Here is a 16,810-nt window from a genome sequence, read left to right as displayed (position 1 = left end):
CTAACAAAAATGTATATTTCCAACAAAGAAGCACAAATAAGCTCTGTTAAAAAGAAAATTAAAAGTACGAAATCTCGCTTAACTGTTTTGAACAAAATCAAAAATTCGTTTATAAAAGGAAATCCGAGATTCAATAAAATTTCGCCTGAACAACAAAAAGGAAACTTTTTCGTTGTGGAATTCAAATCAAAAATCGATTTGTATTACAACGCTTATGATTTTGAACATCTTTACTTAGATGTTCAAATTAAGCATTTAACGTCCCGTTTGGGACGGTTGGAGTTCAAACTAGATAGGTTCGAAAAACAAATTGCAAGTCTTAAAAACGGCGTAAAAAGCGTCTGTTTTGGCAGTAAAAAACTAGCAAAAGCTAGAACGACGACAGAAAAGTATCAAAATAATCCTGGGTTATGGAAACAGGATTGGTATCTGACTCGTTATGGTAAAATGACTATTTCGGGACGAAAAGATGCGAAAACTGGCAACTTTGTTTTTCATTACAACACAGATACCAACCAGTTAATCTTTAAAGCGATAAACGGCAATGTTATAACTTTTGATAATGTTGTGTTTCCTTATGGGCAAGAAAACGTAGACAACGCTATCAATACGCAGATGGGATTAAAAAACAAAAAATAATTCGGTAAGCCTATCGCATGGTCCGTTGAGGACCATGGAGAATACTTCGTATTCAAGTGTTTAGTAGACGTACTACCAAATCCTTATGTGAACCACTCTAAATCGGAGGGTGTTATTGGTGTGGATTGTAATGTTGACCACTTGGCTATTTCTAACGTTAATAGTATTGGGCAACTGATTGAGTCTTTCTCTCTGGATTTTGAGGTCGAAGGAAAGACAAGTGGTCAACTCTCAAAAATTATTGAAGCAGAAGTAATTGCATTGGTTGATTATGCTGCGAAGCATAAAAAACCACTCGTAATAGAGAAGCTTAACACAACAAAATCCAAAGTTAAACATGCTTACGGCAATAAAAAAGCGAACCGACGCATGAGTCAATTCGCTTATAATAAAATGGTAATGGCTATAAAATCAAGAGCTGATAAAGCCGGGATTGAAGTTTACGAAGTAAATCCAGCTTACACTAGCCAAATTGGTAAAATGAAATACATGAAAAGATTCGGAATTTCCATTCACGAATCTGCTTCCTATACAATAGCTCGAAGAGCTATGGGTTTTAAAGAAAAGCTTCCACCAGCGTTGCATTCACTTGTTCCAGAGCAGAAACAAGGTCTACATCACTGGGCGCAATGGGGGTCTGTTTCATCCTGCCTATCTTTTGCTAGAGTGCACGTTTTCTACAAGATAGAGTTTTCTAGCCAAAACAAGTTGAGCTCTTGGAGCTCACTATTTCCGCAAGGTGCTACCACAGACTTTGAGAAAATAGGTTTGTCTCGGTTGGAAAACAGGCTTTGGTTGTGCGCAAGTGCATCTTTCGGGAATCCCCTTCCTCAAAATTTCGTTAGAAATTTAGGTGGGGGTAGTTCAATGAGCAATCGGTAAGGGTAGATAAGCCAATTGTTTTACATGCGGTCTATAAGGATGCACCACTTGTTTGTGATTTGTTAGAAAAATATAATTGCAGTAGGGCGCACTTTCATTGGTTTAAAGGGGATCAATTGACAACTGCTAGGATGATTGATAATGGCTACTTTATCTCGATTACACCAGATTGCTTGTACGAAGCGGAAATTCAACAATTAATCCGAGACTATCCACTCGAGCAAATGATGGTAGAAACAGATGGACCATGGCCATTCAAAGGACCATTTTCAGGAAAAATGACACACCCAAGAATGATTCATCAAATAATACAGAAGGTTGCTGAATTAAAACAGGTGCAGGTTGATAGAATTTATCAACAGGTATACCACAATACAAAAACGTTTTATCATTTGGACAGCTAGCAGAGTTGCTAGCTGTTTAATGTGTTGGTTGTTGTCCTAGTTGAGTCTGCATATTCTCTAGGTGTAATACCTTCTATCTTTTTAAAAACTTTAATGAAATACTTGTCATTTTTATAACCAACAGAACTACCAACTTCGTATACTTTTAGATGTGGATTTTTCAATAGTTCTTTTGATTTCTCAATTCTTAACTGGGTAATATAGTCTGTTATTGTCTTATTAAATTGTTTTTTAAATTTCCTGGAAATATACTCTCGACTCAAGTAAAAACGTTCTGCTATGTCACTAAGTGTAATATCTTTTTGGAAATTATTTTTGATGTATTCTTCGATCAGTTGAACACTACTTTTTTCCTTTCTAAAATGAACATGATGCATTTTTGTTAATAAATCATAAAACTCTCTTCTCTTTTCTTCTTGGAATTTATTGAAATTAAAGCTACCATTCTCATTCCAATAGTCAGTACCAATGTATATATGATCTGATTTATTTATCTCATATTCTTTTAACCAGTGTTCTTTTAAAATATTAAATTGAGATTCCCATAATTCTAGTTGCTCCATGGTGAAGCAATTGTTTTTTTGGAAAGTAGTAAAAATTTTCTTTAAAATTTTATCGAGTTGTTCCATACTACCGCTTTGCATTGCCCACTTGATCTCTTCTGTGTAATCGAAAAGTTGTGTTGTTTGAAATGAATCGTTTGTTTGTTGTTTTGTTACTATAGATTGGAAATCCACTTCCATTAGATTATGCGTTTTGTAGATTTCCCTAGCTGATTGATAGGTATCGACAAGCTGTAATGCTGGTTCTCCTAAAGCGATAAAACAATTGATATTTGTTTCTTGCTTTATCTGCAAAATTATCTGATTAATAACGTAATGTTCTTCATTCAATTGCCATAATAGTAGAACAATCTCATCTTCTTTATTGATGTTGCGAAAAGCGATTCCCTTTTTGTACTTGCTTAATTTATCATTACAAATAGTTAAGATGGAGGAAATTATTGACCTTGTGTCTTCTTGATTATGTTTGCTTAAATACATTTTGATAGAAAATAACCCAATAGTACATAACTCTTGAACAATATTGACGTCATATTTTTCTTTAATGTAATCGACAATAATAAGAGGAGGATTGGGTTTATCTAATACATTAGACAGTTGATGGTCCCAAATTGCTTGATCATGTATTTTATTGGATAAACGAACTTTATTTTGTTCTTTCCATTCTTTAACCGCTTTACTTAATGTCTCGTTTAGGTCATTAATGTTAATAGGTTTTAAAAGATAATCAAAAATGCCATACGTGATCGCATTTTTCATATATTTAAAATCGTCATATCCACTAACAGCAATTATTTTTGATGTACATTCTGATGTATAAAGCCATTTAATTAATTGAATGCCATCACACTTAGGCATATGCATATCGGTAAATATAATTTCTGGCTTGTGTTGCTGGATTAATTTCTTCGCTTCTAATCCATCTGCTGCCTCTAAGATACAAGTGATGCCAACATTTTCCCAGTTTGCTAGTAGAATTAACCCTTCGCGAACATGTTTCTCATCATCAATAATCAGTGCTTTCATCCATATCAACCTCCATCTCTAACGGAAGCCTCATTGATACGTGGAGGCCACCCTCAAATCGATTTTGAAGTTCTAATGTGGCTTTTTCAGGATAATAAAGTTTAAGCCGTCTGTATACATTTCTTAAACCAATATGTGACATATCGGTTTTTTTGTTGCTTTCCACATATAGATGTTGCCGGATGTCATTTAATTGTTTCTCGTTCATGCCAACGCCATTATCATAGATGTCTATACACAAAAAATCACCTTTTTTCTTACATACCAAGTTAATTTCACCGATAGAATATGTTTTTTGAAATCCATGTTTAAAATAGTTCTCGATAATTGGTTGTAAGATCATTTTTGGAACGTATACATCAAGGAGTTCATCATCAATGTCCACGCTATATTGTAAATCATCACTAAAACGTTGCTTTTGTAATAGCATATATGAATTTGTGTAATTAATTTCTTTTACTAAAGGTACAATATTTTCATCCGTCTTCATGTTATACCGCATAATTTGTGATAATTCGGTTAATGAAGAATATATTTCTGGCACCTTACTTTTAAGAGCCATTGTTCCGATAGATTGCAAAGTGTTGTACAAAAAATGCGGATTTACTTGTGATTGTAATACTTTTAATTGATTTGTTTTATTTTCTAATTCAAGTTTGTATTCTCGATTAATGTAATGATTAAGTCTTTCTACCATCATCTTAAATCTGTGTCCTAACATACCTATTTCGTCTTTTCCGAGCGATGAAAATTGAACTTGCATATTCCCTTTCTCTATTTGTTTGATATTTTCTGCAAGAACTCTAATAGGTTTAGAGAATTTAAAAGATACTAATATCGATGCAAGGATGACAAGAAGTAAACCAATCATACCAAAGACTATATTAATCGTCGCAACACTATAAGCGCTTTCATAAAGGGTGGTGAAAGGTATTCTTTTTACTATAATCCATCCACCTTGTGCAGCAGAGATTTTGTCAAAGATCATAACTCCTTGAAATGACTTGTCATACCATTCCATTTGTCCATTCTCTTCATTTTTGTTAATTAACGTGGTTACCCATGGTATATCTTCATTAGAAGACAAGAGAGGGGTAGATCCAAACACGAGATCACCCTCTGGTGTGATAATATAGAATTCATCTGAGTTCTTATTATAGAGGTTTTCACTTAGTTGATTTATTTTATCTAGCTTTACCTCTAAAGAAAAATAAGCAAGAACTGATTCTGTTGGAACATTTTTATATGCTCGATGGAGAATAAATTTATTCAGGTTAGGCATTAATTCCATAGAAAGGTTGTTTGGGCTCTTTCTTGCCTTTTTAAAATAATCTGTATTTAAGTCGCTAACATAGTCAGAGTAAATAATTGTAGATTGCTTTGATGTGGTTACTACTTTATTGTTACCTACAATAAACATTGATACTTTTTTTACGCTATCATCCCCATATAAAGTTGATTGTAAGATTTGATTAACAGATATCATAGATGGGGACGTATCTTCATATTTGGCTGATCGTAGATAATTTATGTATTCTCGATTATTATAACTAGAAAGAACGAGATTGTTTAGCTCTTTCATGTACGTTTGTATATTAATCTTTCCTTGATAGAGAAGGTTGACATTTTCTTGAATGGATTGTTCCTTTAAAGAGTCTTTTGTAAATATAAAAGTAACAAAGATAGAGAGGCCAAAAGGTATTATTGTGATTACTAAGAGTAAGACGATTAATTTATTTCGAATATTAGTTTTAAACAACTAAAGATCGCCCCCCTAGTGGTGATGAAGTGACTGGATATGATAGAAGTTTTAGTTCATATGCTCAGTATAAAGTAGAAGCATGCTCTTGTACAGAACATGCTTCCTAGCAATTTTTATTATTTTAAATTATCCCAAATAGTTTGGAATTTCTCTAGTAATGCATCATACTCAATTTGTCCTGCAGCGTATTCCTGGATTGTAGCAGCGAACTCTTGGTTTGCTCCATCTGGCCATCTGAACCATGTCCATGGAATAGTTTTATCTTCAACAGAATACTCTAGAATCGATTCGCCTAAAGCGCCTAAGCCAGCAGGCTCAATATTATCAAATGCTGGAATAAAAGCAAATTCTTCTGTCATGTAACGTTTCCCAGTTTCAGAAGATACCATCCAGTCAAGAAGTAATTTCGCTTCCTCAAGGTTATCTGAGTCTTTATGAAGTGCCCAGTTGTTTGGTACACCTACTGGTAAGCTATCGGCAGATTCTTCATCATTTAATGGAATTGGTAAAAATGCCATATTGATGTCAGGATTGATCTCGTAGATCATATTTTCTGTCCAGTTACCTTGTTGAAGCATTGCTGTTTCACCAGCAGCAAATTGCGTAACTTGTGTATTATAGTCTGTTGTTAATGGGTTGTCATTTCCGTAATTGATTTCCATATCAATGACGTTTTGGAACTCTTCAAAATGAGGATTTCCTATCATTGATTCGGTACCTTCATATAAACCTTCAATAAATGCGACTGGATCATCTTGTTGCGCAAAAGGAATATTTAATAGATGTTGTCCGATTACCCACCACTCAGCATATCCAGCTGAAAATGCTGTAATACCAGCTTCTTCAAGTTGCTTAGCTGCAGCAAGAAGTTCTGTGTAGTTTGTTGGCTTTTCTGTAATACCAGCTTCTTCGAATAAATCTTTGTTATAAACGAAACCATAGCCTTCTAGGTTAACCGGCATGCCGTAAAGGTTGCCATCATCAGCAGTCATCGGAACTTTACCAATTGGTAGTAAATTATCTACCCATGGCTCATTTGAAAGGTCTGCTAAATGCTCCAACCATAAATCCAACTCTTTAAAACCACCATTATTGAAGATATCTGGTTTTTCTCCAGAAGCAAATTTTGCTTTGAGTGCAGCACCGTAATCCGCTCCACCACCAACCGTTTCAAGGTTTACAGTAATATGAGGGTGTTCAGCTTCAAATTCGTCTAGCATAGCTCTTAATGGATCTGCAATTTCCACTTTGAATTGGAAGAAATCTAAAGTTACTTCCTCTTTCTCAGTATCACCAGAGTTGTTTTCCTCTTCACCAGCATTAGTTGTTTCTGAATTATTTTCTGCGTCACCTGTTGTGTTATCTGCGTCATCAGATGAACACCCTGCAAAGATACCTAAGGCAAATAGGAATGCAATAAAAATAAATAATTTTTTCATACGTAAATGACCTCCTCTTATTTTGTATTCTATTTCACTCTTGCAGTGATTAACCACAAGAAATTGAAACCAATAAAATTACTTGATAGATCCCGCAGCAATACCTTTAATAATGTGCTTCTGTAAAAATAAGAAAAAGATAATGATAGGGGTTATACCCATAACTAATGCTGCAAGTCCCATATCCCATTGCTTTGTGTATTGAGCAAAGAATGAGCTAGTTGCTAAAGGAATCGTTCTAATCGACTCATCTTGTAAGACAAGTAATGGTAACAAGTAATCGTTCCAAATCCATAGTGTATTTAAGATAATAACGGTTACTGTTATCGGTTTAAGTAGCGGAAATACGATTCTCCAAAAAACAGCAAATTGAGAACAGCCATCAATTCTTGCAGCTTCTTCAATTTCTACAGGTACTGATTTTACAAATCCATGATATAAGAATAATGATAGTGGTACACCAAAACCAAAGTACATAATGATAATTCCAGGGATGCTATTCATAATTCCAAGCATTCCACCTAGTTTAACAAGTGGGATCATTACTGTTTGAAATGGAATGACCATTGCTGATACAAAAAAGATAAAAAGTATTTTACTGAAATTTCCTGGAGTTCGTACCATTTTCCAAGAAGCCATTGAACTTATAATCACAATACCAATATTGCTAAAGACGGTAATAATCAGTGAGTTAACAAAAACTCTTGGGAAATTAAGTATATCCCATACCTTTACGTAATTTGAAAAGAGAAATTTATTAGGTAGTGCAGCAGCATCTACTAAGATTTCCGAAAAACTTTTTAAGGAGTTAACGATGACAAAGTAAAACGGTACGAGAAAGAGTAGTGCTAGCAAAATAGCAAAGATCTCAAGAAATAATGTCTTTTTGTCATATTTATCTCTCATTATGCTTCTACCTCCTTCCTCTTCGTTACCATAACTTGAACAGTTGTAAAGACTGCTACAATGATAAAGAAAATAATGGCTTTGGTTGATCCAACCCCGTAGTTATTGTAAGTAAATGCTTCTTGATAAATATTAATAGCTACAGATTGAGTAGAGTTAAAAGGACCACCGCCTGTTAATGACAAGTTTAGATCAAAAATTTTAAATGCCATTGATATCGTTAAGAAAAAACATATGGTGAAGGCAGGCAGTATTAAAGGGATTATTATTTTCGTTATCATTTGGTACAAGCTAGCACCATCTATTTTTGCTGCTTCAATTAATGAAGTATCAATCCCTTGCAAAGCTGCAATATATATGACCATCATATAACCGCTTATTTGCCATGCAAATACGATAACAATCCCCCAAAATGCAGTAGATGCGTCTCCAAGCCATGGTAATTGAAAAAAGTCAATATTGGTAAGATCTCCTACTGCAGAAAAACCTCTAACAAATATGAATTGCCAGATAAAACCTAATAGTAGACCACCTATTACGTTTGGAAGAAAGAAAACAGTTCGTAATACATTTTTTGTTTTTAAAGCTGCGTTCAAGATTAGTGCAAAAGTGAAGCCTATTATATTACTAATAACTACAGCAGCAAACATAAATTTAGTTGTAAATTCGAACGAGTCATAATATTTTGGGTCATTTGTAAATATTTGCTTGTAATTATCAAAGCCGATCCATTCTACAGCAGAGCTTACGCCATTCCAAGAAGTAAAGGAGTAGTAAACACCCATGAAGAAAGGAATGATTTGAATGACTATAAAAAATAATAGTGCTGGTCCAACGAAAGCAGCATAGGATAGGAATTTTTTCATCTTTTTACTTGTTTTCTTAGTTGTTTTAATCGTTGTATTATTTTCAGTGTTACTGTTCTTTTTAACGGTCGATTCCATTTTGTCCACCACCTTTTTGTAATCGTTTACAACGTTATTGTATAGCCTATTTTGATTTATTAAAAGTAACTGTATTGACTAAAGAGGTATACTATTTTGACATCCTGATGAATGGGACAAAGTAAAGCCGCAATCCAGGAATATCTTTTCGGCAAATTCAGGGCATATTCCGGCGAATTTGGTGATAATTCAGTGAAATCAGCAATAATCCGGCAACCTCAGCGCTTATTCAGCGAACGCCGAATTAATCCGGTAAACGCTGGATTATTTAATCCTTAGCCAATCAGATCTTAGTTTATCAATCGCTCTTGTTTAACTGTTGTATTATTTTTTGTTTAATACAAACAATATAATAACTAATTCTGTTAAAGGAGGCTCGGTCGTAATGGTTAAAAGGCTTAAATTAAAACAAAAGAAAGCAATATCATCTTCCAAGCAAAATAAGAATAAACAGCAGAGTCCTCCTGAACCAATTGCAAAAGATCTGGATAAAAATGTCCAACGAATAAAGCAAAATTTCAAAAAGAGTGCAGATGTTTCCTATAGGGATTACCAAGTTTATAATGGCAAAACGCCTATTAATGTATTTATGTGTTTTATTGATGGCTTAGTGAAAGAAGATAGTATTAATTCCTTTGCTATCAAACCATTGATGGAACCCGATTTTTTAAACAAGGTAGAACCGTTACCTAATGACGATTTCTTTAAAGAAGTAAAAGACAGGATAATAAGCACATCAAGCATGAAAGAAGCTAACACAATAGACGATGTAGTGAATGGGGTTTTATCTGGAGCCACTGCTATTTTCATTGATGGGTATGCATCAGCCTTTCTAATAAAATCAATAGGATTTGAATCAAGAAATGTACAAGAACCACAAACGGAGGCTAGTGTTAGAGGTCCTCGTGAAGGCTTTAATGAAGTGCTAAATGTTAATTCTTCATTGATTCGAAGGAAGATAAAAAATAAGAATCTAATATTTGAAGATATGGAAATAGGTAAAGAGACCAAAACAGTTGTACGAATTGGTTACATAGAGGGAATTGCTAATACTAAAGTTGTTGAAGAAGTGAAGCAACGGTTAAAACGAATTGACACAGATTCGATCTTGGAATCTGGTTATATTGAACAATTTATTGAAGATCACCCTTACTCTATATTTCCAACGATAGGGAATAGTGAAAAGCCAGATAAAGTTGCTGCGAAAATAGTAGAAGGGAGGATTGCAATTTTTTGTGATGGCACACCATTTGTCTTAACGGTGCCACACGTATTTATTGAAGCACTTCAAGTGCCAGAAGACTATTATTCACGGCCTTATTTAGCATCACTACTGAGAATGTTTCGTGTATTAGCATTGTTTTTAACGATTGGTACACCTGCAATATTTGTATCGGTTGCAACGTTCCACCACGAAATGGTTCCGGCGCTGCTCTTAACAACGATGGCAGCAGCGCAAGAAAAAGTACCTTTCCCAACGTTTTTAGAAGCATTGTTGATGACGATTGTATTCGAATTGCTACGAGAAGCGGGAGTGCGACTTCCACGACCTGTTGGTTCGGCGATTAGTATTGTAGGTGCATTGGTTATAGGGGAAGCGGCAGTAACAGCCGGACTAGTGAGCGCGCCAATGGTTATTGTTGTTGCACTAACGGCAATAACTGGCTTTGTTGTTACAGCTCTAAATGACGCGATTATCTTAATGCGATTTATATTACTATTTATGGCTGGTGCTTTTGGATTTTATGGTGTTCTAATAGCTACTTTTATTATGTTAGCACACTTAAGTTCCTTACGTTCATTTGGCACCCCTTATCTAACACCTATTGCTCCAGTTATTTTAAGTGAATGGAAAGATGCGATTATTCGTATGCCGTTATGGCTACTACATTCAAGACCACAAACGATCACTTGGAAAAAGTCAGAAAGACAAGGCACGAAAAATAAGCCGCAGCGTCCTAAAGGAAGGGGATGATTAATAGTGAAGAAGTGGATCATGATTCTGTGCCTATTACTGTTAACCGGATGTTGGGATAGAAAGGAATTAAGTGAAATTGGGATTGTAGCAGGAATGGCAATTGATAAGAATTCCGAAACAGGGGAATATATTATGACCTCACAATATTTAAGGCCAGCAGCAGAGAGTACACAAACGCCAACACCGGAACAACCATTTTTAGTGGTTTCCACTACTGGAAAAACCATTGCAGCTGTCATGAACAAAGCCAATTATACAATTGATCGGAAAAGTTTTTTTGCGCACAATAAAGTAATCATTATTAGTGAGGAAGTAGCTAGAGATGGATTAATTCCTGTTATTGATGCGTTTCAACGTGGTAAAGAAGTACGGGGGCATGTTTGGTTTTCGGTAGCAAAAGATATTGAGGCGAAAAAACTTCTGCAAATAAAACAGGAAAAGATATCAAGAGTACCAGCTAATGCATTGAGTAATTTATTTGAAAATGGTGAGTATGATGCCACTACTGTGGATTTACTCACTTACTACAAAGAGGTGCTGTGTGCAGGGGAAGACTCCGTAGTAGGTGTGCTCATACGTGAAGAAACAGATATTGAGCCATATGAACGGGTAAAGCTTTCAGGAGGAGCAGCTTTTAAAAAGGATAAATTAGTTGGTTTTTTAGATGAAAGTGAAACAAGGGGATATAATTGGATAACAGGTGGTGGAGCTTCTCCTGTTCAAGGTGCGATGACGCTACCTTCCTTATTGGAAAAAGATAAGTTTGTAACAGTTTTACTGCGAGCCCTTAAATCGGACATTCAACCGAATGTTAATGAAGATGGTCAAATCTCTTTTACAATTAATGTCGAGCAAAAATTAAGAATGACTGGTCAAGAATCTACTGTTGAACTACAAGACAGAAAAGAAATTACTGATTATTTAAATGATCTACAAGGAGAGGCCGAAAAGAAAATCGAAGCGGAAATAAAAAGAGTAATAGATAAAGCCCAAAAGGAATTTCAATCAGATATCTTTGCGTTTGGAGATATATTATATAAACATTATCCAAAGGTATGGAATAAAGAAAAAGAGAATTGGTCAGAAACATTTGCTACTGTGCCGTATACAGTAAATGTACGTGCCGAGATTATTAGTTCAGGTTTGTTACAAGGTCCATTTAAACCCCAAGAGTAACCTTAACGCTTAAATAGTAACCTAAGCATTTGGAAAGATAGATACATTAGTAAAATGATAATATAAATACTCCCACCAATTAGAATAATAGCTAAGAGTGGGTCTGCTTTTAATAATGATAATTCAACTAACATGCGTATCCTCCTTTTTGGATGCGTTTTTTTTCTTTAAAAAGATAATGATTAATAATAAAATCGGTAAAGCTGAAAATAACAAAATACTGTAAATCCCACCTTCACTTCCTTTCCACCTTTGATCATCTATTCCAGAGAAGCGATAAATAGCCATAAGTGGGAATAGTAGACCGAAAATGGTGATACACCACTCTGGTTTATTTCCATTAAATAACCAAGTTATTGCTAAACAAAATCCCATAAAGTGAATGGCTGTTTTGAAGAAACCACCAAAAAACATGATGAATACAGCTACACTATCTAAGTTTGTAATAATATTAGCAATATTAATGGATAACAGTGTTTCTAATAAGGGTATTTCGGTGTTGGCAGTTAATTCTGGACCTAAAACAGCAAGCATTACGATTAGGTTCATCATAATCAATATAGTTGCTAGACTGACAGCAAGAAAAGTTGTTTTGCGAATTAATGCTGGTTTATTTACGTAATGCCAAAACATGAGAAATACAACCATTTCACCAAATGGAAAAGCAACAACGTCATAGACTTCTGCTAATACAGGTTTTAAACCATTTCCTAAGACTGGTAATAAATTATCTAGTTCAAATGTTTCGGAGAAAAAATTTACGATAAATGTAATAATCAAAAAAAGCAGTAAATATGGAAGAAGTATTTCTGCTGTTCGTGCTAACACTTCGACACCTAAGCTAAGAATGTAGATAATGACAATTATAAATAAATACAGTATGACTAAAAGTGGTGTTTTCGATAATGCGGTCATATTGATCAACATTCCGAATTCATAAAAGTTATGTAGTGCTTGACTAAGAAAATACAATCCAAATAAAAGCAACAAAGGCTTGGCGATTTTTGCCCCTAAAGTAGTAGTCAATATTTCAGAAAAATTTTTATTTGGATAATACTTAGGTATTTGCGTAAACACCCATATTAGCCCCAAACCTATAACATAAGAAATTAAGATAACAATCCATGCATCCCGATCAGCTCCAATGCCTTGTGCAAACAGGGTAGTACTCCCAATTTCAAATATCATAATTAGGGTAAATAATTGTATGGTTGTGATGCGTTCCATCTATGATCACCCCTTTTACATTTAAGACTTTTTTAACTACGCTCAGTATTATAAATAAATTTTAAAAGACTATATCTTATCAATGATCCAACCGATATGCCGACAGGGAGAGACAACATCGGTAACCACATAGGTCCGAGTAACATACCATTCACCTCAAAAATGGGTGAATAAATCAGTCCAAGAGTAACGAGATAAGCGGAAAAAACAAACGGAAGAAAGGCTAACGGTCTTTTTTTCCCTTCTGCATCACGATAAGCATCCCAAATAGCAAAAAAATAGAGACAAGGGTAAAACATTAACCACTGATAGTCTGTATGTTGGATTGCTTGTTCAATTTTCCCTTGAAAACTCATGATAATGATTTCATTAAAATTGGATTGAACATTAATTATGATTTCTAATCCAATAAAAAGAAACCCCTTAATTAGTCTGCCGCTTAAAACTTGGGCAAATCCTGGTAAGGCTATACTCCATAAAACTTTTTCAAGTTGATCATTTGATATCATCTATGTCACTTCTATCTTTTATTATTTGAAGATACTTCATTTGATAAATCCTTAAAGAACCACACAATCAGTCGCCTCGACAAGAGTAATGTGAGGAATAATGTGAACCATGTCCAGTACCATTCCCACTGAATATAGTTGATAACATCTGTATATTGTTCTAAAAAAAACTCTGGTACTGTAATTGCTGTACTAAAAGCAGCATAATAGCCAAATCGATATAAATAACTCCTGTAGTATGGATAAAAAACTGTGAAAATACTGCATACAGAGGGATATATAAAATACTCAAAAGTAAAACTGGCTCGATATACTTCAGAAAAAAAACGAACAGGGTAGGAAATTAAATTGAACTCAACAACAAGCACACCAAAAAGATTTGTAATTACTTGCATGGATAGAAAAGCTACAAAGGCTATTCTTCTCTTATTTTTGGGAATTAGAGAGATTAAACTAAACGTTAGACTCCAAACAAAAATCAAGATTCCCCACTCTAAGCTCATGGTGAAACCCTCTTTTCATTTTCAAAAGCTACTTCTTCCTTCATGAACCAATTAAAAGTGATATTTGTTAAATGAAACAAAACGAAAATAGTTATCCACTTCCAATACCATGTATAGTGAACATAAAGAACTAAATCTGTAAAATAGACAAGGATTACATCAATAGCTGTTATTATAGAAACAGAAGTTAACAAATAGATACGACGTGTTACCAGATTCTTTGGCTTATAAATAATGTGAAACCCATAAAGTAATGGATAGAGAACGTATTCAGTTGCAAGCAGTACGTCTATAGCGTTTGGGAAGTCACGAATGGGGTATGAAATAAATCCATTACTCACAAGAATTAAACTACAAAGCCAAACGAGCGCTTGAAAGTTAAATGTAGCTAATAGTAGTCTTCTTTTAAGATGTTTGGGTGTTAAAACAACAAAACCTGTGATTCCACTTAACCAAATAAGCATCATGATGATCTGATCAAAGCCCATATGAATTTCCTTTCGCAACAAACATTAATATTATCTTTTCCTGTATTTGTAAAAATAATCATAGAGTTTTTATTTTGCGTAATTTTAATTGAAAAATACGTATATATCAGTAATGATTTTTTTAAGCCTCTTTTCGTAAACATTCGGATGTGATATAAAAAGCGCTTCGCTAGATAGAAGGTTAGAGGATCTAATGATAATTTAATGTAATGACACGCAATAAGCTTCTCTACCACTAAGATAGTCTGTAATGCATTATTGTATTTTCACACTATCTAGCGGATCAAATGAAATTGACGACACTCCTCGGAAATATAGTTCAATTTCCTTCGTGCGATGTGAATTCATTGAAGCATTCCTTGTCCTGCAGGAACAGCGGATGTTTTTGATGGGGCGAGTAATCGCAGTCCCACGAGCTGAAGATCCACTAGGAAGCGTTCTTTGCTTCCTAGTTAGCTGAAGCCGTGCATGCGGAAAGGGAGTCAATTTCATTTGAGGAGCGGTAACTTACGTTCCTCATTACTGACTAAACGGTTTAGATTCTAAATGCGCAGTTGATTTAAATTGGGTCATAAACTCTTAGTGAAAAAGTTTTTTAAAATGAAGCCAAATGGGTCGTTTCTTAGTCTAATTGGTGTAAGGCAAAAAAGAGAGGGTGATCTCCTATCATTAAACTTGTGAAAAAGGCGCAAAAGGGTAATGAAAAAGCATTTTTGAAGCTTTTCCAGGAATATGAAACAGATATATACCGAATGGCTTTTGTTTATGTCAAAAATAAACATGATGCTTTAGATGTTGTGCAAGAAGTGGCTTACCGATCGTTTAAAACCATTCATACGTTGCGTGAACCAGCTTATTGTAAAACGTGGTTAATGAAAATTACGATTAACTGTGCAATTGATTTAATAAAAAGGAATAAAAAAATTGTCCCAATAAAAGCCGATTACGAAGCGTTTATGGGGGTAGTTGATGCAGATATTCCACTTGCATTAACCCTAGAAGATTTGATTGATGATTTAAAAGAGGATGAAAAAAGTGTTGTGCTTTTACGCTTTTATCATGATCTTTCCTTTAAAGAAATTGCGGAGACATTAGATATCCCATTAGGTACAGCAAAATCAATTCTTTATCGCTCCCTAAGAAAACTTCGGAGTGCGTATGTGAAAGGGGATGAAGTGCATGAGTAACAAAATAAAGAAAGAGCTTAATAAAATCGAAATCCCAAAAGAATTGCATGAGAGAAGTAAAAAAGGAGTCTTGCAGGCTAAGTCAGAACAAAGACAGAAAAGAAGACTTCCATTAAAAGGGTTGGTTGCAGCCGCTAGTCTTGTCTTAGCTATTGGTATTTTTGTGATCTATAACAACAGTAATCAGGATCTTAGTACATCAAACGAAGGTGGTCCTGTTGTTACTGAAGATGGAAGTGTAGAAATCCCAATGATTGAGTTACCAGATGATAATTCAAGTGCAGATATGATTGGTTTGATTGTCTATAAAGGAAAAATTTATACCCAAACAAGAACAGAAATAGATGTAGAAGCGGGTAAAGCCTTGTTAGGTGAAAAACTAGGTACAACAAAAGCTACCATCGACGAGTGGAGTGACCAAGAGGCGTACGACCAAGAATTTGCATCAACAATAGGTGTATCGGATGTTTATGCTGTGAAAGGTTATGACAGAGATTTCAGGATCATGACGTACGAACAAAATCAAGTTACATTTTATGAAAATTTAAATGGGATTACAGTCTCTAGTGGAGAAGATGTATTTGGTAAATTAAAAATAGCTGGAAACATTAAAGATGTTGAATATCGCATCTATAGTGATTGGAATAACAGTATTGAAAATTATCATCCGATTGAGAATAGCGAAGTTGTGAGTGACTTTATTGATAGTCTGTATCAAGCACAACCTTTACTACGTAACAGAGATGAACCATTAAATGAAGAAACGCGAAATAACGAGGAATTCAGGGAACTGACTATTCACTTAGAAGATGGCACAAGAGTGAGTCTCATGTTATTAAAAGGTGGGTATATCTACTATGGAGTTATGCCTGTTTACTTTCAAATGGATCAAGTAGCATTCGGTGAAATGTGGGAGTTGATTGGAAGTTAAATGAAGGGTATGATGATGTAGTTATTTCAACCGTAGCTACGGCTACGGAAATACACTACGCGTTCCTGGGGCACAACCTCAGCTAATTTTCAGAAGAAAAACACTTCTGAAAATGGATCGTGCGCCCGGCATGAGTTATAACTAGGTGGTGAAAGTCCACCACAGACTTGGCAGTAGGAACTGTTAGTGAAAGGCAAGGGTGTCTATCGTGAGATAGAATCTGAAGGAAGCCGGACACAAAATCCC

At 34.8% G+C, this 16,810-nt stretch carries 16 protein-coding genes and 1 pseudogene; 7 read left to right on the top strand and 10 right to left on the bottom strand.

The window, feature by feature from the left end; all coding sequences use genetic code 11:
- The 3 genes and pseudogenes from D2K40_RS15580 to D2K40_RS15570 form a co-directional block, all read left to right on the top strand.
- A pseudogene (locus D2K40_RS15580) lies at positions 1 to 639 on the top strand (IS200/IS605 family accessory protein TnpB-related protein); the annotation flags it as partial.
- 120 nt (positions 640 to 759) lie between these two features.
- Positions 760 to 1,521, top strand: a complete 762-nt coding sequence (locus tag D2K40_RS15575; RefSeq protein ID WP_162879248.1) for an IS200/IS605 family accessory protein TnpB-related protein — start codon at positions 760 to 762, stop codon at positions 1,519 to 1,521.
- 14 nt (positions 1,522 to 1,535) lie between these two features.
- Positions 1,536 to 1,925, top strand: coding sequence for a TatD family hydrolase (locus tag D2K40_RS15570; protein WP_117157264.1), 390 nt, complete (start codon positions 1,536 to 1,538; stop codon positions 1,923 to 1,925).
- Positions 1,926 to 1,933: 8 nt separating this feature from the next.
- Here D2K40_RS15570 and D2K40_RS15565 read toward each other — a convergent pair whose 3' ends face one another.
- The 5 genes from D2K40_RS15565 to D2K40_RS15545 all read right to left on the bottom strand — a co-directional run bounded on the left by D2K40_RS15565 (position 1,934) and on the right by D2K40_RS15545 (position 8,487).
- A complete protein-coding gene (locus tag D2K40_RS15565; RefSeq protein ID WP_117157263.1) occupies positions 1,934 to 3,514 on the bottom strand; it encodes a response regulator transcription factor in 1,581 nt (526 codons plus the stop codon).
- Positions 3,495 to 5,273 (bottom strand): sensor histidine kinase, encoded by a 1,779-nt coding sequence (locus tag D2K40_RS15560; RefSeq protein WP_117157262.1) that lies wholly within the window; start codon positions 5,271 to 5,273, stop codon positions 3,495 to 3,497. Before D2K40_RS15560 ends, D2K40_RS15565 begins: the two co-directional genes overlap by 20 nt.
- Positions 5,274 to 5,392: 119 nt before the next feature.
- Positions 5,393 to 6,715 carry an ABC transporter substrate-binding protein gene (locus D2K40_RS15555; protein WP_117157261.1) on the bottom strand — a complete coding sequence of 441 codons (1,323 nt, stop codon included), beginning with the start codon at positions 6,713 to 6,715 and terminating at the stop codon, positions 5,393 to 5,395.
- 78 nt (positions 6,716 to 6,793) lie between these two features.
- Positions 6,794 to 7,621 (bottom strand): carbohydrate ABC transporter permease, encoded by an 828-nt coding sequence (locus D2K40_RS15550; RefSeq protein WP_117157260.1) that lies wholly within the window; start codon positions 7,619 to 7,621, stop codon positions 6,794 to 6,796.
- Entirely contained in the window at positions 7,621 to 8,487 is an 867-nt protein-coding gene (locus D2K40_RS15545) for a carbohydrate ABC transporter permease (protein WP_117157267.1), read from the bottom strand. Before D2K40_RS15545 ends, D2K40_RS15550 begins: the two co-directional genes overlap by 1 nt.
- A gap of 463 nt (positions 8,488 to 8,950) precedes the next feature.
- Here D2K40_RS15545 and D2K40_RS15540 point away from each other — a divergent pair, with 463 nt between their 5' ends.
- Both D2K40_RS15540 and D2K40_RS15535 read left to right on the top strand, forming a co-directional pair.
- A complete protein-coding gene (locus D2K40_RS15540; RefSeq protein ID WP_117157259.1) occupies positions 8,951 to 10,540 on the top strand; it encodes a spore germination protein in 1,590 nt (529 codons plus the stop codon).
- A gap of 6 nt (positions 10,541 to 10,546) precedes the next feature.
- The gene (locus tag D2K40_RS15535; protein ID WP_117157258.1) at positions 10,547 to 11,719 is read left to right on the top strand and encodes a Ger(x)C family spore germination protein; all 1,173 of its coding nucleotides are present in this window, start codon (positions 10,547 to 10,549) and stop codon (positions 11,717 to 11,719) included.
- A 2-nt stretch (positions 11,720 to 11,721) separates the two neighbouring features.
- Here D2K40_RS15535 and D2K40_RS16740 read toward each other — a convergent pair whose 3' ends face one another.
- From D2K40_RS16740 to D2K40_RS15515, 5 genes are read right to left on the bottom strand one after another with little or no spacing between them, the layout of a single operon-like run.
- Positions 11,722 to 11,853 (bottom strand): hypothetical protein, encoded by a 132-nt coding sequence (locus tag D2K40_RS16740; protein WP_268237308.1) that lies wholly within the window; start codon positions 11,851 to 11,853, stop codon positions 11,722 to 11,724.
- Positions 11,843 to 12,946, bottom strand: coding sequence for a GerAB/ArcD/ProY family transporter (locus D2K40_RS15530; protein WP_117157257.1), 1,104 nt, complete (start codon positions 12,944 to 12,946; stop codon positions 11,843 to 11,845). The genes D2K40_RS16740 and D2K40_RS15530 overlap by 11 nt, the downstream gene beginning before the upstream one ends.
- Positions 12,947 to 12,978: 32 nt before the next feature.
- Positions 12,979 to 13,455 carry a hypothetical protein gene (locus D2K40_RS15525; protein ID WP_117157256.1) on the bottom strand — a complete coding sequence of 159 codons (477 nt, stop codon included), beginning with the start codon at positions 13,453 to 13,455 and terminating at the stop codon, positions 12,979 to 12,981.
- Positions 13,456 to 13,466: 11 nt separating this feature from the next.
- A complete protein-coding gene (locus tag D2K40_RS15520) occupies positions 13,467 to 13,958 on the bottom strand; it encodes a CBO0543 family protein (RefSeq protein WP_117157255.1) in 492 nt (163 codons plus the stop codon).
- Complete coding sequence (locus D2K40_RS15515; protein WP_117157254.1) at positions 13,955 to 14,446, bottom strand: CBO0543 family protein; 492 nt, start codon at positions 14,444 to 14,446, stop codon at positions 13,955 to 13,957. Before D2K40_RS15515 ends, D2K40_RS15520 begins: the two co-directional genes overlap by 4 nt.
- Positions 14,447 to 15,111: 665 nt before the next feature.
- Between D2K40_RS15515 and D2K40_RS15510 the strand changes: the two genes are divergently transcribed.
- Together D2K40_RS15510 and D2K40_RS15505 are read left to right on the top strand one after the other, a co-directional pair.
- The gene (locus D2K40_RS15510) at positions 15,112 to 15,633 is read left to right on the top strand and encodes a sigma-70 family RNA polymerase sigma factor (RefSeq protein ID WP_117157253.1); all 522 of its coding nucleotides are present in this window, start codon (positions 15,112 to 15,114) and stop codon (positions 15,631 to 15,633) included.
- The gene (locus tag D2K40_RS15505; protein ID WP_117157252.1) at positions 15,626 to 16,564 is read left to right on the top strand and encodes a hypothetical protein; all 939 of its coding nucleotides are present in this window, start codon (positions 15,626 to 15,628) and stop codon (positions 16,562 to 16,564) included. Before D2K40_RS15510 ends, D2K40_RS15505 begins: the two co-directional genes overlap by 8 nt.
- The last annotated feature ends 246 nt before the right edge of the window (positions 16,565 to 16,810 follow it).

The sequence above is a fragment of the Paraliobacillus quinghaiensis genome, from assembly GCF_003426025.1.
Taxonomy (GTDB): domain Bacteria; phylum Bacillota; class Bacilli; order Bacillales; family Amphibacillaceae; genus Paraliobacillus_A; species Paraliobacillus_A quinghaiensis.
This window is presented reverse-complemented; position numbering and strand designations above follow the sequence as displayed.

Bases quoted from the DNA above. Each gene is read 5' to 3' on its own strand.
- D2K40_RS15550 (WP_117157260.1), bottom strand. From the start codon at position 7,621: ATGAGAGATAAATATGACAAAAAGACATTATTTCTTGAGATCTTTGCT.
- D2K40_RS16740 (WP_268237308.1), bottom strand. From the start codon at position 11,853: ATGTTAGTTGAATTATCATTATTAAAAGCAGACCCACTCTTAGCTATT.
- D2K40_RS15520 (WP_117157255.1), bottom strand. From the start codon at position 13,958: ATGAGCTTAGAGTGGGGAATCTTGATTTTTGTTTGGAGTCTAACGTTT.
- D2K40_RS15555 (WP_117157261.1), bottom strand. From the start codon at position 6,715: ATGAAAAAATTATTTATTTTTATTGCATTCCTATTTGCCTTAGGTATC.
- D2K40_RS15530 (WP_117157257.1), bottom strand. From the start codon at position 12,946: ATGGAACGCATCACAACCATACAATTATTTACCCTAATTATGATATTT.
- D2K40_RS15515 (WP_117157254.1), bottom strand. From the start codon at position 14,446: ATGGGCTTTGATCAGATCATCATGATGCTTATTTGGTTAAGTGGAATC.
- D2K40_RS15565 (WP_117157263.1), bottom strand. From the start codon at position 3,514: ATGAAAGCACTGATTATTGATGATGAGAAACATGTTCGCGAAGGGTTA.
- D2K40_RS15525 (WP_117157256.1), bottom strand. From the start codon at position 13,455: ATGATATCAAATGATCAACTTGAAAAAGTTTTATGGAGTATAGCCTTA.
- D2K40_RS15545 (WP_117157267.1), bottom strand. From the start codon at position 8,487: ATGAAAAAATTCCTATCCTATGCTGCTTTCGTTGGACCAGCACTATTA.
- D2K40_RS15540 (WP_117157259.1), top strand. From the start codon at position 8,951: ATGGTTAAAAGGCTTAAATTAAAACAAAAGAAAGCAATATCATCTTCC.
- D2K40_RS15505 (WP_117157252.1), top strand. From the start codon at position 15,626: ATGAGTAACAAAATAAAGAAAGAGCTTAATAAAATCGAAATCCCAAAA.